Annotated in this window: 23 protein-coding genes and 2 pseudogenes; 21 read left to right on the plus strand and 4 right to left on the minus strand. The window is 42.7% G+C overall.

Annotation, left to right across the window (positions count from 1 at the left end):
* The first annotated feature begins 203 nt into the window (after window positions 1-203).
* Together spoIIID and JCM19038_RS03620 are read left to right on the plus strand one after the other, a co-directional pair.
* Complete coding sequence (gene spoIIID, locus JCM19038_RS03615) at window positions 204-473, plus strand: sporulation transcriptional regulator SpoIIID (protein ID WP_042358136.1); 270 nt, start codon at window positions 204-206, stop codon at window positions 471-473.
* Window positions 474-659: 186 nt separating this feature from the next.
* The gene (locus JCM19038_RS03620) at window positions 660-1,604 is read left to right on the plus strand and encodes a nitronate monooxygenase family protein (protein ID WP_042414648.1); all 945 of its coding nucleotides are present in this window, start codon (window positions 660-662) and stop codon (window positions 1,602-1,604) included.
* A 72-nt stretch (window positions 1,605-1,676) separates the two neighbouring features.
* On the opposite strand, the gene lepB is transcribed toward JCM19038_RS03620, so the two are convergent.
* Both lepB and JCM19038_RS03630 read right to left on the minus strand, forming a co-directional pair.
* Window positions 1,677-2,192: a signal peptidase I gene (gene lepB / locus JCM19038_RS03625; RefSeq protein WP_042415126.1), complete on the minus strand. Its 516-nt coding sequence runs from the start codon at window positions 2,190-2,192 to the stop codon at window positions 1,677-1,679.
* 202 nt (window positions 2,193-2,394) lie between these two features.
* Entirely contained in the window at window positions 2,395-2,583 is a 189-nt protein-coding gene (locus JCM19038_RS03630) for a hypothetical protein (RefSeq protein ID WP_042414656.1), read from the minus strand.
* A 172-nt stretch (window positions 2,584-2,755) separates the two neighbouring features.
* Here JCM19038_RS03630 and JCM19038_RS03635 point away from each other — a divergent pair, with 172 nt between their 5' ends.
* Window positions 2,756-3,751 (plus strand): LLM class flavin-dependent oxidoreductase, encoded by a 996-nt coding sequence (locus JCM19038_RS03635; RefSeq protein ID WP_238554268.1) that lies wholly within the window; start codon window positions 2,756-2,758, stop codon window positions 3,749-3,751.
* 36 nt (window positions 3,752-3,787) lie between these two features.
* Here the strand turns inward: JCM19038_RS03635 and JCM19038_RS24830 are convergent, their stop codons facing one another.
* Both JCM19038_RS24830 and JCM19038_RS03640 read right to left on the minus strand, forming a co-directional pair.
* On the minus strand, window positions 3,788-4,024 hold the full coding sequence (locus tag JCM19038_RS24830; RefSeq protein WP_307189938.1) for a pyridoxal-phosphate dependent enzyme: 237 nt from the start codon (window positions 4,022-4,024) through the stop codon (window positions 3,788-3,790).
* Window positions 4,025-4,044: 20 nt separating this feature from the next.
* Complete coding sequence (locus JCM19038_RS03640) at window positions 4,045-4,734, minus strand: threonine/serine dehydratase (RefSeq protein WP_307189939.1); 690 nt, start codon at window positions 4,732-4,734, stop codon at window positions 4,045-4,047.
* Between the two features lie 236 nt (window positions 4,735-4,970).
* Between JCM19038_RS03640 and JCM19038_RS03645 the strand changes: the two genes are divergently transcribed.
* From JCM19038_RS03645 to JCM19038_RS24835, 18 genes and pseudogenes are all read left to right on the plus strand, one after another.
* On the plus strand, window positions 4,971-5,972 hold the full coding sequence (locus tag JCM19038_RS03645) for a rod shape-determining protein (RefSeq protein WP_042414661.1): 1,002 nt from the start codon (window positions 4,971-4,973) through the stop codon (window positions 5,970-5,972).
* Between the two features lie 51 nt (window positions 5,973-6,023).
* Window positions 6,024-6,776: a flagellar hook-basal body protein gene (locus JCM19038_RS03650; protein ID WP_307189940.1), complete on the plus strand. Its 753-nt coding sequence runs from the start codon at window positions 6,024-6,026 to the stop codon at window positions 6,774-6,776.
* A gap of 15 nt (window positions 6,777-6,791) precedes the next feature.
* Window positions 6,792-7,601, plus strand: a complete 810-nt coding sequence (locus tag JCM19038_RS03655; RefSeq protein WP_042414665.1) for a flagellar hook-basal body protein — start codon at window positions 6,792-6,794, stop codon at window positions 7,599-7,601.
* A gap of 42 nt (window positions 7,602-7,643) precedes the next feature.
* Window positions 7,644-7,814, plus strand: a complete 171-nt coding sequence (locus tag JCM19038_RS22595; protein WP_193745028.1) for a hypothetical protein — start codon at window positions 7,644-7,646, stop codon at window positions 7,812-7,814.
* A 2-nt stretch (window positions 7,815-7,816) separates the two neighbouring features.
* Window positions 7,817-7,921, plus strand: a complete 105-nt coding sequence (locus JCM19038_RS21595) for a DNA-directed RNA polymerase subunit beta (RefSeq protein ID WP_193745029.1) — start codon at window positions 7,817-7,819, stop codon at window positions 7,919-7,921.
* A 14-nt stretch (window positions 7,922-7,935) separates the two neighbouring features.
* Window positions 7,936-8,370, plus strand: a complete 435-nt coding sequence (fabZ, locus tag JCM19038_RS03660; protein ID WP_042358141.1) for a 3-hydroxyacyl-ACP dehydratase FabZ — start codon at window positions 7,936-7,938, stop codon at window positions 8,368-8,370.
* A gap of 244 nt (window positions 8,371-8,614) precedes the next feature.
* Window positions 8,615-8,911: a hypothetical protein gene (locus JCM19038_RS03665; RefSeq protein WP_052361026.1), complete on the plus strand. Its 297-nt coding sequence runs from the start codon at window positions 8,615-8,617 to the stop codon at window positions 8,909-8,911.
* Window positions 8,912-9,498: 587 nt separating this feature from the next.
* Window positions 9,499-9,879 carry a peptidoglycan-binding protein gene (locus tag JCM19038_RS03670; protein WP_052361028.1) on the plus strand — a complete coding sequence of 127 codons (381 nt, stop codon included), beginning with the start codon at window positions 9,499-9,501 and terminating at the stop codon, window positions 9,877-9,879.
* Between the two features lie 26 nt (window positions 9,880-9,905).
* Window positions 9,906-9,950 (plus strand): annotated as a pseudogene (locus JCM19038_RS25310) (hypothetical protein); the annotation flags it as partial.
* A gap of 18 nt (window positions 9,951-9,968) precedes the next feature.
* Window positions 9,969-10,922 carry a peptidoglycan-binding protein gene (locus JCM19038_RS03675; RefSeq protein WP_042414668.1) on the plus strand — a complete coding sequence of 318 codons (954 nt, stop codon included), beginning with the start codon at window positions 9,969-9,971 and terminating at the stop codon, window positions 10,920-10,922.
* A gap of 131 nt (window positions 10,923-11,053) precedes the next feature.
* Window positions 11,054-11,659 carry a trimeric intracellular cation channel family protein gene (locus JCM19038_RS03680; RefSeq protein ID WP_042358144.1) on the plus strand — a complete coding sequence of 202 codons (606 nt, stop codon included), beginning with the start codon at window positions 11,054-11,056 and terminating at the stop codon, window positions 11,657-11,659.
* 156 nt (window positions 11,660-11,815) lie between these two features.
* Window positions 11,816-12,979 carry a peptidoglycan-binding protein gene (locus JCM19038_RS03685; protein WP_042414671.1) on the plus strand — a complete coding sequence of 388 codons (1,164 nt, stop codon included), beginning with the start codon at window positions 11,816-11,818 and terminating at the stop codon, window positions 12,977-12,979.
* Entirely contained in the window at window positions 12,976-13,326 is a 351-nt protein-coding gene (locus tag JCM19038_RS03690) for a C40 family peptidase (RefSeq protein ID WP_052361030.1), read from the plus strand. Before JCM19038_RS03685 ends, JCM19038_RS03690 begins: the two co-directional genes overlap by 4 nt.
* 661 nt (window positions 13,327-13,987) lie before the next feature.
* Window positions 13,988-14,554 (plus strand): TRAP transporter small permease, encoded by a 567-nt coding sequence (locus JCM19038_RS03695; RefSeq protein ID WP_307189941.1) that lies wholly within the window; start codon window positions 13,988-13,990, stop codon window positions 14,552-14,554.
* Window positions 14,551-15,823 (plus strand): annotated as a pseudogene (locus JCM19038_RS03700) (TRAP transporter large permease). The gene JCM19038_RS03695 and the pseudogene JCM19038_RS03700 overlap by 4 nt, the downstream one beginning before the upstream one ends.
* 114 nt (window positions 15,824-15,937) lie before the next feature.
* A complete protein-coding gene (locus tag JCM19038_RS03705) occupies window positions 15,938-16,930 on the plus strand; it encodes a C-terminal binding protein (RefSeq protein WP_042414674.1) in 993 nt (330 codons plus the stop codon).
* A gap of 200 nt (window positions 16,931-17,130) precedes the next feature.
* Window positions 17,131-18,381, plus strand: coding sequence for a lactate racemase domain-containing protein (locus JCM19038_RS03710; RefSeq protein WP_152549327.1), 1,251 nt, complete (start codon window positions 17,131-17,133; stop codon window positions 18,379-18,381).
* A 22-nt stretch (window positions 18,382-18,403) separates the two neighbouring features.
* Complete coding sequence (locus tag JCM19038_RS24835; protein WP_307189942.1) at window positions 18,404-19,834, plus strand: dihydroxy-acid dehydratase; 1,431 nt, start codon at window positions 18,404-18,406, stop codon at window positions 19,832-19,834.
* Window positions 19,835-19,841: the final 7 nt, after the last annotated feature.

Below are 19,841 nucleotides of genomic sequence, written 5' to 3' on the forward strand. Positions count from 1 at the left end.
GGTTCGAATTTTTAGTGAATGCTCGACGAAACATAAGTAAGAAAGGGGAAGGTTCTTAACTTTTTTTTAGGTAAAACGGGCAGGTAGCGGTGTTTTTTGGAAGCTTTTTTTGTGCAAACCCTTGTCCTTACTGACTTTTTGGTATATCTGCCAGTCTAGGTTAATAAACTGTAACAAACCATCCAGACTGGGAGGCGAGCGGTGTGCATGACTACATCAAAGAGCGAACGATCAAGATTGGAAGGTACATTGTGGAAACCCGTAAAACCGTCCGGACAATCGCCAAGGAATTCGGTGTTTCTAAAAGTACTGTTCATAAAGATTTAACGGAGCGATTACCCGAAATTAACCCAGAACTTGCGAATGAGGTGAAAGTGATTCTTGAATATCACAAATCAATTCGTCACCTTCGAGGGGGAGAGGCGACGAAAGTAAAGTATAAGAAGAACACAGAATCTGTATCACAACGATAGTTACGTACACAACTTTTTCTGAATTTTTAACATAATTATTCAAGAGGGTTTGATCGCTTTTTCATGTCGCGATCAACCTTTTTTAACTTGACGTGAAGACAAGCTTGCCGCTAAAACTGAGTGACGATTCAGTCAGAGTGTGATAAGCTATAAATTGAATATTCTAACGAGTTGGGAGAGAGTTCGATGCTAAAAGACGCAGTAGATTTACCCGTCATTGCAGCGCCAATGTTTCTCGTTTCTGGAACAGAGTGGGTGATCGAGACTTGTAAGCAAGGAGTGATCGGCACCTTCCCGCTACTTAATGCCCGTACTGGTGAAGCGCTTGAAGAATGGATGACGGAGATTAAGACAGAGCTTGAAAAAGCGAAAGAAGAGAATCCAGATCAAACCATCGCACCGTGGGGTGTGAACTTAATTGTTCATAAGTCCAATGCGCGTTACGAAGAAGACTTAGAGCGGATTCGTCACTTTCAGCCGCCACTCGTTATTACGTCTTTAGGAAATCCAACGCCCGTCGTTGATGTCGTACATAGTTATGGTGGCAAAGTGTACTCCGATGTCATTACAGCGAAGCATGCGAAAAAGGCTGCGAGTGTCGGTGTTGATGGACTTATTCTCGTCTGCGCAGGTGCAGGTGGACACGGAGGGTTGCTCAATCCGATGGCGTTCATTTCGGAAGTGAAACAATTTTTTGATGGGACAATCGTTCTTGCAGGTTGTATCTCAAATGGGAATGAGGTGCTCGCAGCAGAGGTTCTTGGCGCAGACTTTGCGTACATGGGAACAAGGCTGATCGCAACGACTGAATCGATGGCAAATGACGGATATAAAGAAATGCTCATTAACTCTAAAGTTGATGATATTCTCTATACAGATGCTATTAGCGGTGTAAACGCGAACTTCCTCGTACCGAGTATGCAAGCAGCAGGGCTTGACCCGGCGAATTTACAGCCAGCAGGTGAATACGATGCTAACCGCTCAAGACGAGAAGCGAAGTCTTGGAAAGACATCTGGAGCGCGGGTCAAGGTGTTACATCAGTCAATCAGATTTCGAGCTTGAAAGATACGATTGATGAGTTAAAGCGAGAATACAAGCAGGCCATTGATGTAACCGCTGCCAAACGATAAACGATACCAACAAATGCGCATGCAAAAGCCTGATCTTCGACGAGTAGGAGATCAGGGCTACTTTTTCTCTGTTTATTCATTTAGTGTCCCGAATCGATTCAAAGGCCAATAACGAAGGCTTGCTTTTCCGACGATCTCGTCTTCTGAAACGAAACCACTTGCTCGACTGTCGATGCTGTTGTTGCGATTATCACCAACGACAAAGTATTCGCCTTCTGGGATTACTTGTCCTTCACCGATCACGTCGAACGTAAAGTCTTCGGTTGTATCGTCTGTGAACGGTTCGTCAATCGGTTGTTCGTTTATATAGAGAGTATCATCCGCATATTCCACTTCATCGCCAGGGAGTCCAATTACGCGTTTCACGTGGTCGTTATGTTCATCGTAATGAAAAACGATTACATCAAAACGATCAGGTTCTGAAAATGTATAGGCCATTTTATTAATGACCATACGGTCACCGTGTTCGACCGTGGGCATCATTGATGAGCCGTTTACGAGATAATTACCAAGTAAAAATGTTCGGACGACGAACAAAATGACGATAACGATAATAAATGTCTTAATCCATGACCAGAGTTCCTTCATCAATGCAAAGCCCCCTCTTTCTATATTGATTGTACACCAGTCATGTTTCAGTCTGCTACAAGGAATCTTCAAAGTTTCATTACAAATGAATGAAAGGTCGTTCTACCTTAATACAGAGTGACTGAAGAGTCGTTCAATATAGGGGCTTACTAAGTATGGAAAAGAGCAAGCAAAAAGCTTGCTCGCTATAAGTTCATAGCCATTAATCTAAATCTGCTACGTCTGTGTTGCTATGGATTCCTTCGGAAATTTGCAAGTGTAAGTCGTCTCCATTGATGTGCGCATTAACTTCTGGTTCATTTGGGGTGTTTAAATCTTCATCGTTGCAAGCGGCAAGGGCGCTAATGACAAGAATGGATGAAAGAGCACCGTACATCATACGTTTATCCATTTTTAGAACCTCCTTCTTGCTAACAGGTTTCCCACTCAATTTAAGAACATGCATCGAATGAATAAAAGGACATGACCATATACTAAGGTAATAAGCAGATTGCTGTTCATTTGTGAGTCTTTTGTGTATGGTGTCTTATAGGTATTAGATGCAAGAAGAAAGGATGTATCGAATGACTAAGCTCGCCTTGTCGGTATTGGATTTGGCGCCTGTATTGCCGGAACAAACCGCTACAGATGCGTTTCATAATAGTAAAGAACTTATTCAACATACAGATGAACTCGGCTACTATCGCTATTGGGTAGCAGAACATCATAATATGGAAAGTATTGCAAGTTCGGCTACGGCTGTTTTGATTGGTTACTTGGCAGGCCATAGTAAGAACATTCGTGTTGGCTCTGGTGGCATTATGCTCCCAAATCATGCGCCGCTGATCGTCGCAGAACAGTTTGGGACATTGGAAAGCATGTACCCAGGACGAATCGATCTTGGAATTGGGAGAGCGCCAGGGACGGACCCGATGACGGTACAAGCGTTACGCCGTGATACGAGAAATGCCGTGAATCAATTTCCTGAAAACGTCAATGAAATTTTACAATATTTAAGTGATGCTGATCTGCCTGTGAAAGCGTATCCAGGTCACGATACGAACGTCCCTGTGTACCTTTTAGGGTCGAGTACGTACGGTGCGCAATTGGCAGCGGCTATGGGATTGCCGTATGCGTTTGCCAGTCACTTTGCACCAAAGGAACTTCACAATGCGCTTAAGATCTATCACGAGCGTTTCCAGCCATCGGAGTATTTGGATGAACCTTATGCTATGGTAACGGTCAATGTGACATTAGCGGATACGGTTGAAGAAGCAGAGCGGTTAGCTTCCACAAGTAAGTTGAAGTTCTTAAGCATTATCCGTGGGAACCGCACCATTGATACAGCGCCTGTTGACAACGTTGATGACTACATGTCGCCAATGGAAAGAGAACAAGTGATGAGCATGCTGAAATACTCATTCGTTGGTGATCAAGCTAAAGTTGCCGAAGAGTTAAAAGCATTCCATGACGAAACGCGTTTCCAAGAATTAATCGTCACAACAGACATTCATGACCAAGAGAAACGACGCTACAGCTACACGTTGCTAAAAGAGTTATGGAATAATCTAGACATCTAAGCAAAAGGAGCTACCTGAACAGGGTAGCTCCTTTTGTTATTCCACAAAGCGTTTAATCGCACGTAAGTCCAAGTTCCCACCACTTGCAACAACGACGACGTTTCCACCGTGATGCGTCACTTTTCCAGAACGAAGAGCAGCGAGCGTGACACTTCCAGACGGTTCAACGACTTGTTTCATTCGTGACAAGTAAAATATGAATGCCTCACGTATTTCCTCTTCACTGACTGTAATAATTTCATCGACATGTTCCTCGATAATTGGGAAGGTCATCTCACCTGGCGTTGATGCTCTTAGCCATCAGCGATTGTATCTGCACGATCAATCGTGATCCTTTGACCCGCTTTGCGAGATTTTAACGTGTCACTTGCGTTTTCAGGTTCTACACCGATGACTTTAATTTTTGGGTTGATGTGTTTAATCGCAGTACTAATTCCAGATATGAGTCCTCCGCCCCCGATCGGAACGATGACAACTTCAGGATCGTGGACTTGCGAAAGTATTTCTAATCCGACCGTTCCTTGACCGGCCATGACCGCTTCATCATCATATGGAGGGATAAACGTGGCATTAAGTTGTTCTACGAGTTGTTCTGCGTGTTGGAGCCGCTCTGAAGAAGTCGTTCCAACGTGAACGACTTCTGCACCGTAATTACGAATGGCTTCTTCTTTCGCTGCATTTGCGTTCTCAGGAATGACAATCGTAGCTGGGATTCCGAGCTCTCGAGCGACAAAGGCAACCGCTTGACCGTGATTGCCTGAAGAAGCGGCAACAAGATGACGCGCTCCTTGATCTTTGGCGATCATAACGCAATTTGTAGCGCCGCGAATCTTAAAGGAACCGGTTTTTTGTAAATGCTCGGATTTAATATATACGGATGCACTCGTTTGTTCATCCAATGTGCGTGATGTAAGTACAGGGGTAACGTGTACAGTGTTGTGCAAACGAACCCGTGCTTCGTTTAATGCTTTGATCGTAATCATCAACGTTCACTCCTTTTGGTGGACATTCGCCATCGATAGTAAAATTCCTTTTTTTTCGACAAGTCAAACCGCAAAGTAGTGAATTCGGCATGTTTTCTCTGTCTTTGGTCATAATGAAAATAACAAAAGATTCGTTCCTTAGATTCATATTTCGACATCGTTGTGGTAAAATAAAGCATTAGTGAGTACGGATTTTGTTCGGTTCTAGATCATGTATATTGAGAGGAAGGTGCCAAATGTTTGGCAGAGATATAGGAATAGATTTAGGGACCGCAAATGTGCTAATGCACATTAAAGGTCGAGGCATTGTATTAAATGAGCCTTCAGTTGTCGCAATTGATAAAACGACAGGCAAAGCGCTGGCGGTTGGAGAAGAAGCGTTTCGCATGGTCGGTAGAACACCCGGTAATATCGTTGCGACACGTCCGATGAAAGATGGGGTCATTGCGGACTTTCATCTTACTGAAGCAATGCTTAGACATTTCCTTGCAAAAGTGAATGTGAAGTCTTCCTTTGTTAAACCGAGAATCTTAATTTGTTGTCCGACAGACATTACTTCTGTTGAGCAAAAAGCCATTCGTGAAACGGTTGAAAAAAGCGGTGGAAAGAACGTCTACTTAGAAGAAGAGCCAAAGGTCGCAGCCATTGGCGCTGGTATGGATATTTTTCAACCGAGCGGGAATATGGTCGTAGACATTGGTGGTGGAACGACAGACGTAGCTGTCCTTTCCATGGGAGGAATCGTTACGTCGAAGTCAATTAAAACGGCTGGTGACCAATTTGATAGTGATATTTTAGCTTACATTAAACGCAAGTATAAGCTTTTGATTGGTGAGCGAACATCTGAAGAAATCAAAAAGCAAGTCGGAAGCGTCTCTCCAGGAGATCGTAACGAAGAAATGGACATTCGTGGACGGGACATGGTCAGTGGATTGCCTAGAACCATTACGGTTTATTCTAATGAGATTAAAGGGGCACTGAGTGAGTCAGTCGCCAACATTGTGGCGGCAGCGAAGTATGTGCTAGAGCAGACACCACCAGAATTGTCGGCTGATATTATTGATCGAGGCGTCATATTAACAGGTGGAGGAGCGCTTCTTCACGGAATGGATACACTTTTAACCGAAGAGTTAAAAGTACCGGTCTTAATTGCTGAAGAGCCGATGCACTGTGTGGCAGTTGGAACGGGAATTATCTTAGAGAATCTCGACAAAATGTCAACGCGCCTTAAAGCCTAATGATTGGAGGAGGGTAGCTATGATCCGAGGATTTTACAATGCAGCATCAGGATGATTACCCAGCAACGTCGTACCGACGTTCTAAACGACAATTTAGCAAACGTCACAACACCTGGATACAAAGCAGATCACGCAAGCGTTCGTGCTTTTCCGAACATGCTCATTCAAGCGATGAACACGAATTCAAGGCAACCGATTGGTGAATTGAACACAGGTGTCTACATGCAAGAGCGCACGGCTGATTTCCGTCAAGGGGATTTACGAGAGACGAATGTTGGGACGGATGTAGCCTTATTGCAAGGAATCGTCGGTGAAGGCAGTCTTCTCTTTGTCGTCAGTGATGATGATGGCGAGCCGGTATATACGAGAAATGGAAATTTCACTGTAGATAGCACGGGGTACCTTACGACGAGCAACGGCAATCGTGTGCTTGGAACGGACGGAGAACCTTTACTCGTAACGAATGAATGGTTTAGCGTGAATGACATGGGAACGGTTGTTAATCACGTTGGAGAAGAAGTTGGTCAGATGAACATTGCCTTTGCTGAGGATCATCACGACCTTGTAAAAGCGGGAGATGGACTTCTTCGATATGATGGAGGCGTATTGCCGAGTGCTGTAGAGAACGAGGCGTTGCCTTATGCATTGCAACAAGGGTTTCTCGAACAATCAAATGTTGATCCTCTGCAAACGATGACAGAACTTATGAGTGCTCATCGTCTGTATGAAGCAAACCAAACGATCTTAAAAGCGTACGATCAGAACATGCAGCGAGCGGCCAACGACATCGGCAAGCTCGGCTAATGAAGGAGTTAGAAGATGCTTACTTCAGCCGTTTCAATGGGACAGCTTCAACAAGGCATTGATACGACCGCGCACAACTTAGCAAACGTCAATACGACGGGATATCAACGTCGAGAAGCGATGTTTTCAGACCTTTTATTCCAACAGATTAATAATCAGCAAGTTCCGCAACCAGAAGGCAACCGCTTAACACCACCTGGCATTCGTTCTGGATCAGGTGCAGCAATGGTCCAATCGGCATTAAGGTTTGAACAAGGATCAGTGAAAGAGAGCGAACGGGACCTTGATTTTGCATTGATTAGCCCGAATCATTTTTTTCCAGTTGAGCGAGAAGGCGAAACGTTTCTAACAAGAGATGGTGCGTTTTACTTATCAGAATCAGGGGATAATACGTGGCGGATCGTCTCAGGAGACGGTGCGGCGTTATTGCAAGCGGATGGCACGCCATTTGAAATTACCGGACAAGCCCAAAGTTTTACCTTACAAGCTGACGGTACCCTCGTTGCCCAAATGGCCGACGGTCAAGACGTGGCACTAGGTACACTTAATCTTGCTAACGTCAGCAAACCTCAAATGCTCGAGTCAATCGGTAATAACTTATTTGCGTTACCGGACGTTGAGGCGCTTGATCTTACATTGGCAGATGTATTAGAATATGAAGCGGCGAACAACGGGACGGTCGTACAAGGAGCGTTAGAGCAAGCGAATGTCGACATGGCCCAAGAGATGGTAAAATTGATGGAAATGCAGCGTTTGTATAGCATGCATGCGAGATCTCTCCGTCAAACCGATCAAATGATGGGTCTTGTTAATAGCCTCCGATAAGTACATATTTCACCGATTGTCTTGGAAGAGAAGGGGACTCTCATGGCTGGACATGCAAAGGATGAAGTGAACGAAAATGAAACGAAAGCGATGCGAAAGCAGCGACGAAAAGAAAAACGACAAGAAAAGCGTGCTCTAAAGCGATCACGGAAAGTTCGCTTAGTGCCGATTTGGTTACGACTTGTCTCATCGTCGTTCTTTTTGTTGCGATGATTGTGCTCGGACTTTTGTTCGGCTATCGAGTCATCGGTGGTGGCGAAGGGTATGATATACTGCAATGGGAAACATGGACAGATCTTTACGACTATATTAGCGGCTAAAGGACGGAGAATCGATGCTAAATACGGAAGAAATTAAAGAGATTATTGCACACCGCTATCCATTCTTACTCATTGACCGTGTACTAGAATTGGAAGAAGGCGAGCGTTGTGTCGCTCTGAAGAATGTGACTGCAAATGAAGAGTTTTTTAATGGACATTTTCCAGGATACCCACTTATGCCAGGCGTTCTAATTGTAGAAGCACTTGCACAAACGGGTGCGGTGGCCCTTTTAAAACACGAGAAATACGCAGGGAAACTAGCGGTCTTTGCAGGGATTGATAATTGCCGGTTTAAAGGACAAGTTACACCAGGCGATCAACTCATCTTAGAAACGACACTAACACGTGTGCGCGGAACGATTGGCAAAGGTCATGCTGTCGCAAAAGTAGACGATAAAGTCGTTGCAGAGCTTGATCTGATGTTTGCACTGACGGATAAAGAGGCGTAAAAACGTCTCTTTTATATATTTATATAATAAAAGATTCACAAAACATCCATGAATACGTTTGAAATGTGTAAGCAATAAGGTTGAAATGTAAGAAAACAATGACATTATGAAACAATGTCCAAAGACGTTCAAAAATGTACGCATTCGCTAGACGGTCGCGGATATCGTTGATATGATGTACACAAGTTAGCCGAAAGACAAATGGCTAACACAAAATCATGAACTCTTAAAGGGGACATTAACTATGAATAAGAAATTACTATATGGTGCACTTTCTTCAATCTTCGCAGTAGGTATGCTAGCTGCTTGTGGCGACGCTGAAGAGCCAGCTGAAGACGGCGTAGACGTAGACGACACTGAAGAAGAAGTAGATACTGACGCTGATGCAGACGTAGACGGCGAAGATGAGCTTGAAATCGATGAGCCTGCTGACGAAGAAGAAGCAGATCTTGACGCTGACGAAGAAGAAGAAGTAGACGCTGATGCAGACGAAGACGCTGAATTAGACGTTGAAGACGAAGACGAAGACACTGAAGAGTAATTCGTAATCGATAACTAAGCTGTTTCTTGGATCACTTGATCCTTGAAACAGCTTTTTTTGTATCTGAATTTAATAGATTCATTTCGTACCTTTACGTCATAGAAGGTTCTTTCTGTTCTCTCGTTGATGAAGGTATCGCAACTATATTAATGAAGGAATCGGCTAAAAGAAATAAAAAAGACGAATCTGATCCAATCAGACGTTGGAACCAGTCGAATTTTTCTAGGTCCAAGGAAAAAAGTGTCTAAGCATAAAGTTGTGAAATTAGTCATTGCTAGGAATACACTGCCAACTATAAGAGTAGATGGAGACAGTAAATTTGAAAAATATCCCAAGCTTATTTTTTGTCGTTATATGTCGAATGACCTGTGTGTGTTCGTGTAAATGTCGGATATAGAAAAGACCTATGGGGTGTAACCGTTGGTTGATAAGGTGTTTACTCTTGTAGTTGAGTGTATAGTCACGAGTAGTGAAGTGAAGGCACGCAAGAATCAGACAGTATTGACCGTGTGATTGGTCTCATGTAATAGGTCATGTCCTCACTATAGAATTAAAGTACTAGGTGTTTGCAGGGGGAGCTTATAGTCATGAGTAAAATAGCAGTGGTTACAGCAGTTTCAGCAGGGGCGTTATTCGTATCACCAAGTGCAATCGATGCAGCAGAACTCATGCGTTACGGGCAACAATCAGAGGGTGTAAAAGAACTTCAAATCGTTTTGAAAGAACAAGGCTATTTCAACGATCACAGAGCAACTGGGTATTTCGGTCAACTTACGCTAAGTGCCGTTCGATGGTTTCAAGCTGATCACCAATTAGCGGTTGATGGAATCGTAGGTCCGAAGACATTGGCCAAACTCCACGGCGACTCTCAGAACGAAGAGCTGTCGTTTCCGAATCTCAATCAACCGATGGAACTATTGCAAAACGGTAGCTCGGGGGAAAAGGTGATTGCGCTTCAAGTCAATTAAAGCAACTCGGTTACTTTAATTCAAGGATCGATGGTTTTTTTGGCAGAGTCACGCGTGATGCAGTCGTTCGTTTCCAACGGAACCACGGATTGTCAGCGGATGGCATCGTCGGACCGAAGACGAAACAACAAATTGCCATTGCAATTGGAACTGAGGCAGTTCCAGAAGAAGTCGCACCACCGTATGAACCTGAAGAGACATTAACTGAAAAGAACCTTTCATATGGTCATACAGGGGACCGTGTGATTGAATTACAACAACTGTTAAAAGACCACGGGTATTATGATGGTGCAATGACAGGCGTGTTTGGGCAAGCGACAGAGCGTGCGGTACGTGCATTGCAATCAGAGAATGGGCTCGCCGTCGATGGGATTGCCGGACCAGATACGATGAACTGGCTACAAGGGAATGGGGCTGTTGATCCTGACTTTACATACGGCATTGGAGACACCGGTTCAGTCGTGCAGAATATCCAACTGTATTTGCGAGACTTAGGTTATTTAGAAGAATATGCAACAGGTGAGTTTGACGAAACAACGAAAGACGCATTGCAAGCCTTTCAACGTGCGAACAACCTTGAAGCAACCGGAGTGGCAGACAAAGCAACGATTGCTCGCTTAGAAGACGTTCACGTGTTGCCCGGAGAAGCTGAAGAGCCTACACCAGAACGACCAGATGTCGAGGAACGGCAAGAACTTATTTACTTGGCATCAACACTTGTTGGTACACCGTTCGTCTTTGGTGGTGCGACTCCTGATGGATTTGATGCGAGTGGGTTCGTATATTATGTGTACAGCCAGAATGGCCAGTTGATTCCAAGAACGATCCGTGACCAGTATGAAGCGAGTCGTTCAGTGGAACGACAGAACGTTGGCGACCTTGTCTTTTTTGACACATCAGGGGGGCCAACCTATGTTGGGATGTATGTTGGAAATCAAACGTTTGTGCATGCGAGTCAATCTCAAGGCGTGACCGTATCAAGTTTAGAGCAAGGCTATTGGAATGAGCGTTTTATTGAAGCGCGTACGATGATTACTAAATAACGATGTAAGCTTCTTTGTTCCGTAAAGGAATGGAGGAGCTTTTTTGTGTTCCTCAATGGAGATATTCTGTGTAGCAATAGATGAAGTTGGGGATTTGTGGCATAATAGTTTCACAGAAAGGTGCGAATGGAATGACTTGGGATCTCTTGAATATTATCGGTACGCTCGCCTTTGCATTAAGTGGAGTGGTCGTTGCAATGGAAGAACGATATGACTTAATGGGCGTTTACATACTTGGATTTGTGACGGCATTTGGTGGAGGTGCGATTCGGAACTTATTAATCGGCGTTCCGGTTACCGCACTTTGGGGTCAAGGGCCGTTGTTTATGATTGCGTTTGTTGCGATTACGATTCTGTTTGTCTTTCCGAAGTTCTTAGACCGACGCGGCTCGATGTGGGGCGTGTTTTTTGATGCGATCGGACTTGCGGCGTTTGCTACGCAAGGGGCGATCTTTGCAGCGGACATGGGTCTACCTGTGAGCGCAGCAATTGCGGCAGCGGCACTAACTGGAACCGGTGGAGGAATGGTTCGTGACTTACTTGCAGGACGTCGTCCGCTCTTCTTACAAAAAGAAATTTACATCGCTTGGACATTACTTGCAGGAATTCCAATCGGATTAGGTTTCATTACTCATCCAATCGGGTATGGAGTAATCGTTGTGAGTATTGTTGTGTTGCGGATGTTATCGGTCTATTATCAATGGCGCCTGCCGTCTAGACACCTAAGTAATGCTTAATACTTAGGTGTCAATATGGACATATAGACTATTTTTGTGAAATGGAGGGAATTAAATAGTAATAGTAAGTAAAAAGTAGTAAAATACTTGTACTATGAGTAGTTCTAACAATTAAATAATATTCGACAAGATTCGACGTCGAAGAGGAGGACTGTGATGACGATCAGTACCGTGAAGAAGTTTGCGCTTACTTCGGTAACTGTCACAGGAGCAGCGCTTACGGTTCCAATGATCGCTGATGCGGCGCTTGAGAACCAGGTGTTACGCTACGGGCAACAATCAGAAGACGTTCGCCACTTACAGACATTGTTAAAGGAAAAAGGATACTTTACATATCAAACCGCAACAGGGTACTACGGAGATGTCACTGTTCGAGCCGTTAGGCAGTTCCAAGGTGATCATTCTCTAAGTGTTGATGGCATAGCCGGACCACAGACGATCGGTGCGCTCTTAAAGGATCGACCGAGTGAACAAGTTAGAAGCAGTCAGAGCACATCAGGCGGTTCTTCTGGTACACTCATTCGCACTGGAATGAAAGGGGAAAGCGTCTCGAATTTGCAACGTCAGCTTAGAGATCTAGGGTTCTTTAACTCAACGGTTGATGGCCATTTCGGTCGTGTCACACAAGCGGCTGTTCAAGACTTCCAACGATCACATGGTCTTGGGGTCGATGGCATTGTTGGTCCGCAGACACAGCGACAGTTACAAGTCGTTCAAGGCTCAGAAAGTGTTCTCGGTTCAGGGGGAGGCAACTCTTCATCAGGGAATTCAGGAAGCTCTACACCAGCATCGACAGGATTAATAAGTCCTGGTGATCGCGGTAACCAAGTGTCGGTTTTGCAACAACAGTTAAAGGACTTAGGGTATTACAATCATGCAGTCACGGGCGTGTTTGGTCCGGTTACAGAACGAGCAGTACGAGACTTTCAACGAACGAATCAAATCGGTGCGGACGGCTTAGTCGGACCACAAACGCATCGAACACTTGCCAGTAGTCCGAAACGTGCAGGGGACAGTGTTAGCACGACGCCATCGGCACCATCAGGTGGAAACGGGATTGTTCGTCAAGGGATGCAGGGCCAACAAGTAACGAACTTACAGCAATTGCTTCGTGATAAGGGCTATATGAACATTGCACCAACAGGGGTGTTCGGGGATCTTACATATCAAGCAGTACGTAAGTTTCAACAAGATCATCGTTTAGCTGTAGACGGCATCGCAGGACCGGCAACATTTGGCGCATTACAAGGAAATACAACAGCTCCGAGTAAGCGTCAACACCCCCTTCATCAGGAGGAGGCAGTGGCGGGAACTTTGTGACGAACGTTGTAAACAGCGCATCGAACCATCTCGGGGTACCGTACGTCTGGGGAGGCACGTCTCCGTCAGGTTTCGATTGCTCTGGATTCATTCAGTACGTATTCAAAGAAAACGGTGTGAACACACCACGTACCGTTGCCAATATGTTTTCTAGTGGTACGAATGTAAGTTCACCGAGTGTAGGGGACATCGTCTTCTTCGATACGACAGGGGGACCATCGCACGCAGGGATTTACATAGGAAACAACAAGTTCGTGCACGCAGGCTCTTCAACTGGAGTAACAGTCGCAGATTTGAATAACAGTTATTGGAACCCTCGCTACTTGGGAGCGAAGCGCCTTCATTAAAATTTAAGAAACTCCTAACTGCAAACGAGAGCAATAAGATACACTCTTCGGCTACCATGCATCTATATTTTATAGATGCATGGTAGCTTTATTTATTTACGACCTACACTCTTCTATCACCTAATGTATTAAAGGAAACGAATTTGAAGATCATGTTATCTCCTCTGTTTATTTTTGACGAGCGATCTTCTATCTCCAATAAGTTTTTATTGCATGAATTATTTAAAGTACTCCATCGGATGTAAATGGATTGCCCCTCACTTCGCCTACTCCTAAAGCAAGTTCCCGACTGTTTTGTTTAGTTTGGATTCGTCTTAACTTAGGATATACGTAGTTCATAGTTAAATATTGTTGGAGTCATTGAATCCATCGGAAAGATTAATTGGAAATCAGTTAACGAAGATTGAATTTTTAAACAAATACATTGACAATGTTTATTTTTAGTATACGATTAGTAGTATGTATATTACAAAACAGAGTTTTATAATATAAAACATTAGGTGGTCGATATTTGTAAACTAATAATTGAAAGGGCTTACATATAACTCTTACTAGTGTTTTCGGCAATGGTGTTGCTAGTTTTGTAAATGAATTTACGACGTTTTCTAGTACTAAAAATTGTTCCGAGGGTTAAATTAAAACCGTTAAAGGAGGATGAAAAGTGATAAACATAATGAAATGGTTGGATGCTAATCTGGAGCGATATTTACTAATAGTATTTTCAATTGTCATGGTTATTGTGATTTTTACTCAAGTGGTTATGCGTTATCTATTTGACAACTCGCTAGCTTGGTCTGAAGAGTTGGCAAGATATTGCTTTATTTGGCTCGTCTATATTGGGGTGAGCTATGGTGTGAAAGAACAGCGACATATCAAGATTGACCTAGTACTTATTAGATTTAAAGAAAAGGGGCGTATTTTATTGAGCCTTTTATCAAATCTACTATTCTTAAGCTTTGCACTTTATATTGTCGTCTTTGGGGCGGTTATAACGGAGGCAATTATGAGTTACGGGCAATCTTCGCCATCGTTACAAATTCCAATGGGGATCATTTATTTAGCTGCTCCTATTGGGATGGGATTAACATCAATCCGTTTACTTCAACAAATGATAAAACAAGTCAGAACACTTATGGGCACAGGTTCATTTGAAGTAAAAACTGAAAAGGATGAGGTTTTGGAGGATGTTGGACTTAAGCCTTCTAATAATGAAGGAGGAAAACAATGACAGCCATTATATTATTCGCTAGTTTTATTATTTTGATATTTTTGAGTGTTCCGATTGGTATTTCTCTTGGGATTGCCACTTTAATTACGATTGTTGTTTCTGAAACATTACCACTTAGTTTCTTACCTCAAGCACTAATCAATGCAGTTGATAATTTCCCAATAATGGCGGTACCTTTTTTCATATTAGCAGGGAGATTATGGGAAGAGGTGGTTTGTCCCAACGATTATTTGCAGTAGCAAATGCCATTGTGGGAAACAAAACAGGTGGAATTGCTATTGCGGCAATTATAACTTCTATGTTCTTTTCAGCAATGTCGGGTTCTGCTCCTGCTACAGTTGCGGCAGTTGGAGGACTTATGATCCCAGCCATGATTCAAGAAGGGTATGATCGTAAGTTTGCAACTGCTGTTATTGTTTCAGCCGGTTCACTAGGGTGATTTTTCCACCAAGTATACCGATGGTCGTATATGGAGTGTCAGGTGGAGTTTCAATAGGGGACCTGTTTATTGCAGGGATCTTACCTGGTTTCTTGGTAGCGTTTGCATTAATGGTCTATGCATTCTGGTATTCAAAGAAAATGGGGTATAAGGGTTCTGGTGAAGAAGTAGGACTAAAAGTATTTGGAAAAGCAGCTTGGGAAGCGAAATGGGGACTTTTAGTTCCGGTTATTATACTAGGTGGTATTTATGGAGGAGTCTTTACACCGACTGAAGCTGCGGTCGTTGCGGTTGTATATGGATTTTTTGCTGGTGTCTTTCTTTACAAACAACTGAAGATAAAAGATATCCCCAGTGTTATTTCTGATGCTGCGTTAACGACAGCGACGATTCTCATTATTGTTGGAGCAGCAACGGCTTTTGGTGGTTTAATGACAGTTGAGCAGATGCCTCAACAAATTGCTGCAGGTATTCTTTCAATTTCGGAAAATCCAATCATTGTTATATTGCTAATTACAGTCTTATTACTTATTGTTGGATGCTTTATGGATACATTAGCAGCGATTATAATTTTGACGCCATTACTGTTACCGATTGCAGTAAGTATTGGATTCGATCCCGTTCATTTTGGGATTATTATGGTCATTAATTTAGCAATAGGATTTATTACACCACCGGTAGGTGTAAACTTATTTGTTGGTTCGGGGATATCAGGCCTTTCAATTGAAGCGATAGCCAAAGCAGTTGTTCCATTTTTCTTTGCCATGCTCATTTCATTAATCGTTGTCATATTTATTCCACAGATTTCATTGTTGCTTGTACCAGAATGATAAATAACAAGCAAAATAGATTGAAAATTCATCATTTATCTAATAAAATGTATGTGTATTATAATTAAAAACAATGTTTTATATTATAAAACAAATGTATTCGGAGGGATACGCATGAATTCATGGAAAGTTGTCATAACAGATTATGAATTCTCTTCGTTAGAAATTGAAGAAGATGTATTTGATGGACATAATATAGAATTTATTAAGGCGCAATGTAAAACAGAAGATGAAGTAATCGAAGCCTGTAAAGATGCAGATGCAATTCTTAATCAATATGCACCGATTACATCGAATGTAATTGCTTCTTTAGGAAAGTGTCGGGTCATAGCCAGATATGGTGTTGGTGTAAATACGATTGATTTGAAAGCGGCTTCCTCTAAAGGAATCCATGTTTGCAATGTGACGGACTATTGTAAGGATGAAGTATCTGATCATGCACTGTCCTTAATGTTGGCTGCTGCTAGAAAAATCTCTTTACTTAATCACTCTGTAAAGAATCTTAACTGGGATTATAAGCAAAGCATACCGATTTATCGAATTAGAGGAAGAAAACTAGGGCTCGTCGGGTTTGGGAATATTCCCCAAATGCTTGCGATAAAGGCAGCCACTCTTGGTCTAGCTGTATACGCATATGACCCTTATGCTTCGAAAGAACTTGCAGATCATCATGATGTAAAACTAGTGGATTTAGATACGTTATGTGGAATATCTGATTTTATATCGATTCATGCACCTTTAACGAACGAGACAGAAGGAATGATTAGTACTGAACAATTTAAGCAAATGAAGAAGGATGCATTCGTAATCAATACAGCAAGAGGATCAATTATTGATGAAGAAGCTCTAATTGAAGCTTTGGATAATAATAGGATACATGGTGCAGCACTCGATGTAATAGAGAAAGAGCCTCTTGAGGTGAATAACCCGTTAACAGGGTATTCTAATGTCATTCTTACCCCCCATGTCGCATGGTATTCCGAGGAATCACAAGCCGAGTTAAAGCAAAAGACTGCCCAAAATGTTCTTGATGTTCTTTTAGGTAATAAGCCGAAGTACTTCGTTAATGAAAGGATGATAAAGGAAGCAGTAAGTGATGAATCGTGAGTGTCAAGTAGTAATGTTGCCTCTGTTTCGCCATTATCAGAACACGGTGTAGGTGGTTCAGTCGCGACACCCTCATTTTTTGGGAGTGTTTAGGTATTAAGGAAACGGTAGATGAAACTGGGCACAAACGCAAGATGATCCTGAGTTCAAAAAGTCTTAGAACATATAAAGTAAGTTTTATGTTAGGTGGTGATTCATTTTTGGGAGCTATTCAAGAGATATTAAAAGATATTTCAGTTCCTGAAGTTGTGGATGTTCAACAAACATTTTCTGCTCCAGTTGTTGAAGATGTCCGAGCAGCAGTGAGAATAGCCATTTCGAGTCGAGGTGTACTAAAGAAAGTCAAGCGTGGAGATCGTGTTGCTATTGCCGTAGGCAGCCGAGGGCTTACTGATTTGCCTATCCTTGTAGAAGAAACAGTGCGGTCTGTACAGGAGATTGAAGCGATTCCTTTCATCATACCTGCAATGGGCAGTCATGGTGGCGCTAGTAGTCAAGGGCAGGCAGATGTTTTGAAAGCACTTGGTGTTACCGAAGATCGTGTGGGAGCGCCAATCATATCCAGCATGAAAGTTGTGAAGGTTGGAAGTACGAATTCTGGTATTCCCATCTATACCGATCAATACGCTTACGAAGCAGATCATATTATTGTTATCAACCGCATCAAGCCACATACAGCGTTTCGAGGCGAAGTGGAAAGTGGACTGACAAAAATGATAACAATTGGATTAGGGAAGCAGAAGGGTGCAGAAGAAGCTCATAAGCTAGGCTTTGGTTATATGGCAGATCATGTTCCTGAAATGGCACACATCGTACGTGAGAAAAGTCCAATATTATTTGGGTTAGGTACAATTGAGAATGCTTATGACCAAATAGCAAAAGTTGTAGCAATTCCTGCGGAATGTCTGGAAGCAGAAGAACCGGTACTTTTAAAAGAGGCAAAGCAACTGATGCCAAAAATACTAATAAATCCAATTGATGTCCTTATTATTGACGAGATAGGCAAGGATATTTCAGGAGATGGAATGGACCCTAATATCAGTGGGCGATTTGCAACTCCCTACGCTGATGGGGGAGTAAATGCTACGAGGGTAGTTGTATTGGACCTTACATCCAAGACCACAGGAAATGCCAATGGAATTGGTCTTGCAGATTTAACGACTCGACAAGCATTTGAAAAAATACAATTCGAAAAAGGATACGTAAATGCCCTGACAAGCACCGTTTTAGAAGTTGTGAAACTACCGATGTTTTTAGAATCTAAGGAGCTGGCAGTAAAAGCGGCAATTAAAACGTCACAAGTTAAAAACTTAAACGAAGCAAAGATTGTGCGTATTAAAAATACCCTAGAGTTGGAACGAATACAAGTTTCTACGTCTTTATTGGACGTTATTCACTGTCATGCAAGCCTGACTGCTTTATCCAAACCGAAGAAGATGAATTTTCAATAAACATTATAAGGACGTGGTTGTGATGGTAAAGTATCCTCTCATTACAGATTCATATAATCCATATCGTGACAATGTACAAGGGAAAGCTAATGAGCCAATTACAGTTGCTGGTTTATTGGATCGTTCCAAGCAAGTTTTGGGGAAATCTTATGAAGGTAGTGTTCCTGATTGGACACTAGATGAGATCTATGATCGGCTTGAGAATAATGCTCCGCGTATTGCCATTATCGGGGGTTCTTCTGATCACCCTGCTCACATTATGGATTTTCAAACCTCATCCCGTGCAGCAATTCGTATTTGGGAAAATGGTGGAGTTCCTTTTTACTTCTCAACGCCCGTCATGTGTGATGGCACAGCGCAGAGTAATCAAGGGATGAGTTACTCTCTTCAGAGCAGAAATGCTGTTGCGCAAATGATTGTCAATCAGCTAGAGTCTCATAATTATCACGGTGCTTTTGTTATTCAAGGTTGTGATAAACAGCCACTAGGGGTGGTAAGCGGACTTGCACATTTGGACCGTTTAAGACAAGAACGTGGGGAGACACCGTTTATAGCTACTTTTGCTCCTGCGCATGTACTACAAGGTGGCACAATTCCAGATGATTTATGGGGTGAATTGGAAGAAGTTGCTGAGAGAGCTGTTGCACAAGGCTACTCAGATATTGCAGATGATTTGAATGATGCGATGGCTTATATCTTACAATGTTCATCTAATACTTCATTTCAAGGCGTCTTTGAACGTGCGGTAGCTCATGAAGTCATGAGCTTTGAAGAACATAAATATTTTGAAAAGAGATTAGCTGTAAATACTTGTGATGGCGCAGGTGGTGTTTGTGCATTTAATGGTACGGGAAATAGCTCCCGTCATATTGTTGCGGGATTTGGTCTTGTGCATCCCGAATTGGAACTATTAACAGAAGCACCGTCACAAGATGTAATAAATGCAGCACTTGATTCATTTGAAGTGATGTTAAATAAAAAGGAATTCGGCGTTTCGAACCTTGTGGCTGCTAACATAAGAAATGGCATTCGAATTCATAGTTCCTCTGGTGGCTCAACAAATCTCATGATGCATATTGTGGCAGCCATGTTGTACGGCGGGTATCAATTTTCTCTACAGGACTTAAATAAACTTCACAACGAATGCAAGATACCGGACCTTTTTAATTACAGCCTTACAGAAGATCGTGATATTTATCAGCTTGCAATGCAATGTTGTGATAGTTCAAGTAGAGGTATGGAATCATTATTCTATGAACTTCTTCAGAATGATGTGCCGATGGATGTGCATGCATTAACGGTTGAAGGGCGTACTTGGATGGAGCGTCTTGAGAAGAAACAAGGTCTTTCAGCAGAGAATGTAAAAAAGAATCGCATTATTCTATCGAAACCCCGTCGTGCATTCAGTGGTGTGGATGTATTAAAGGTAACTTCTTTGATTCCGCTGTTGTGAAAATCAG

This window comes from Geomicrobium sp. JCM 19038, assembly GCF_000698125.1.
Lineage (GTDB): Bacteria > Bacillota > Bacilli > Bacillales > Marinococcaceae > Geomicrobium_A.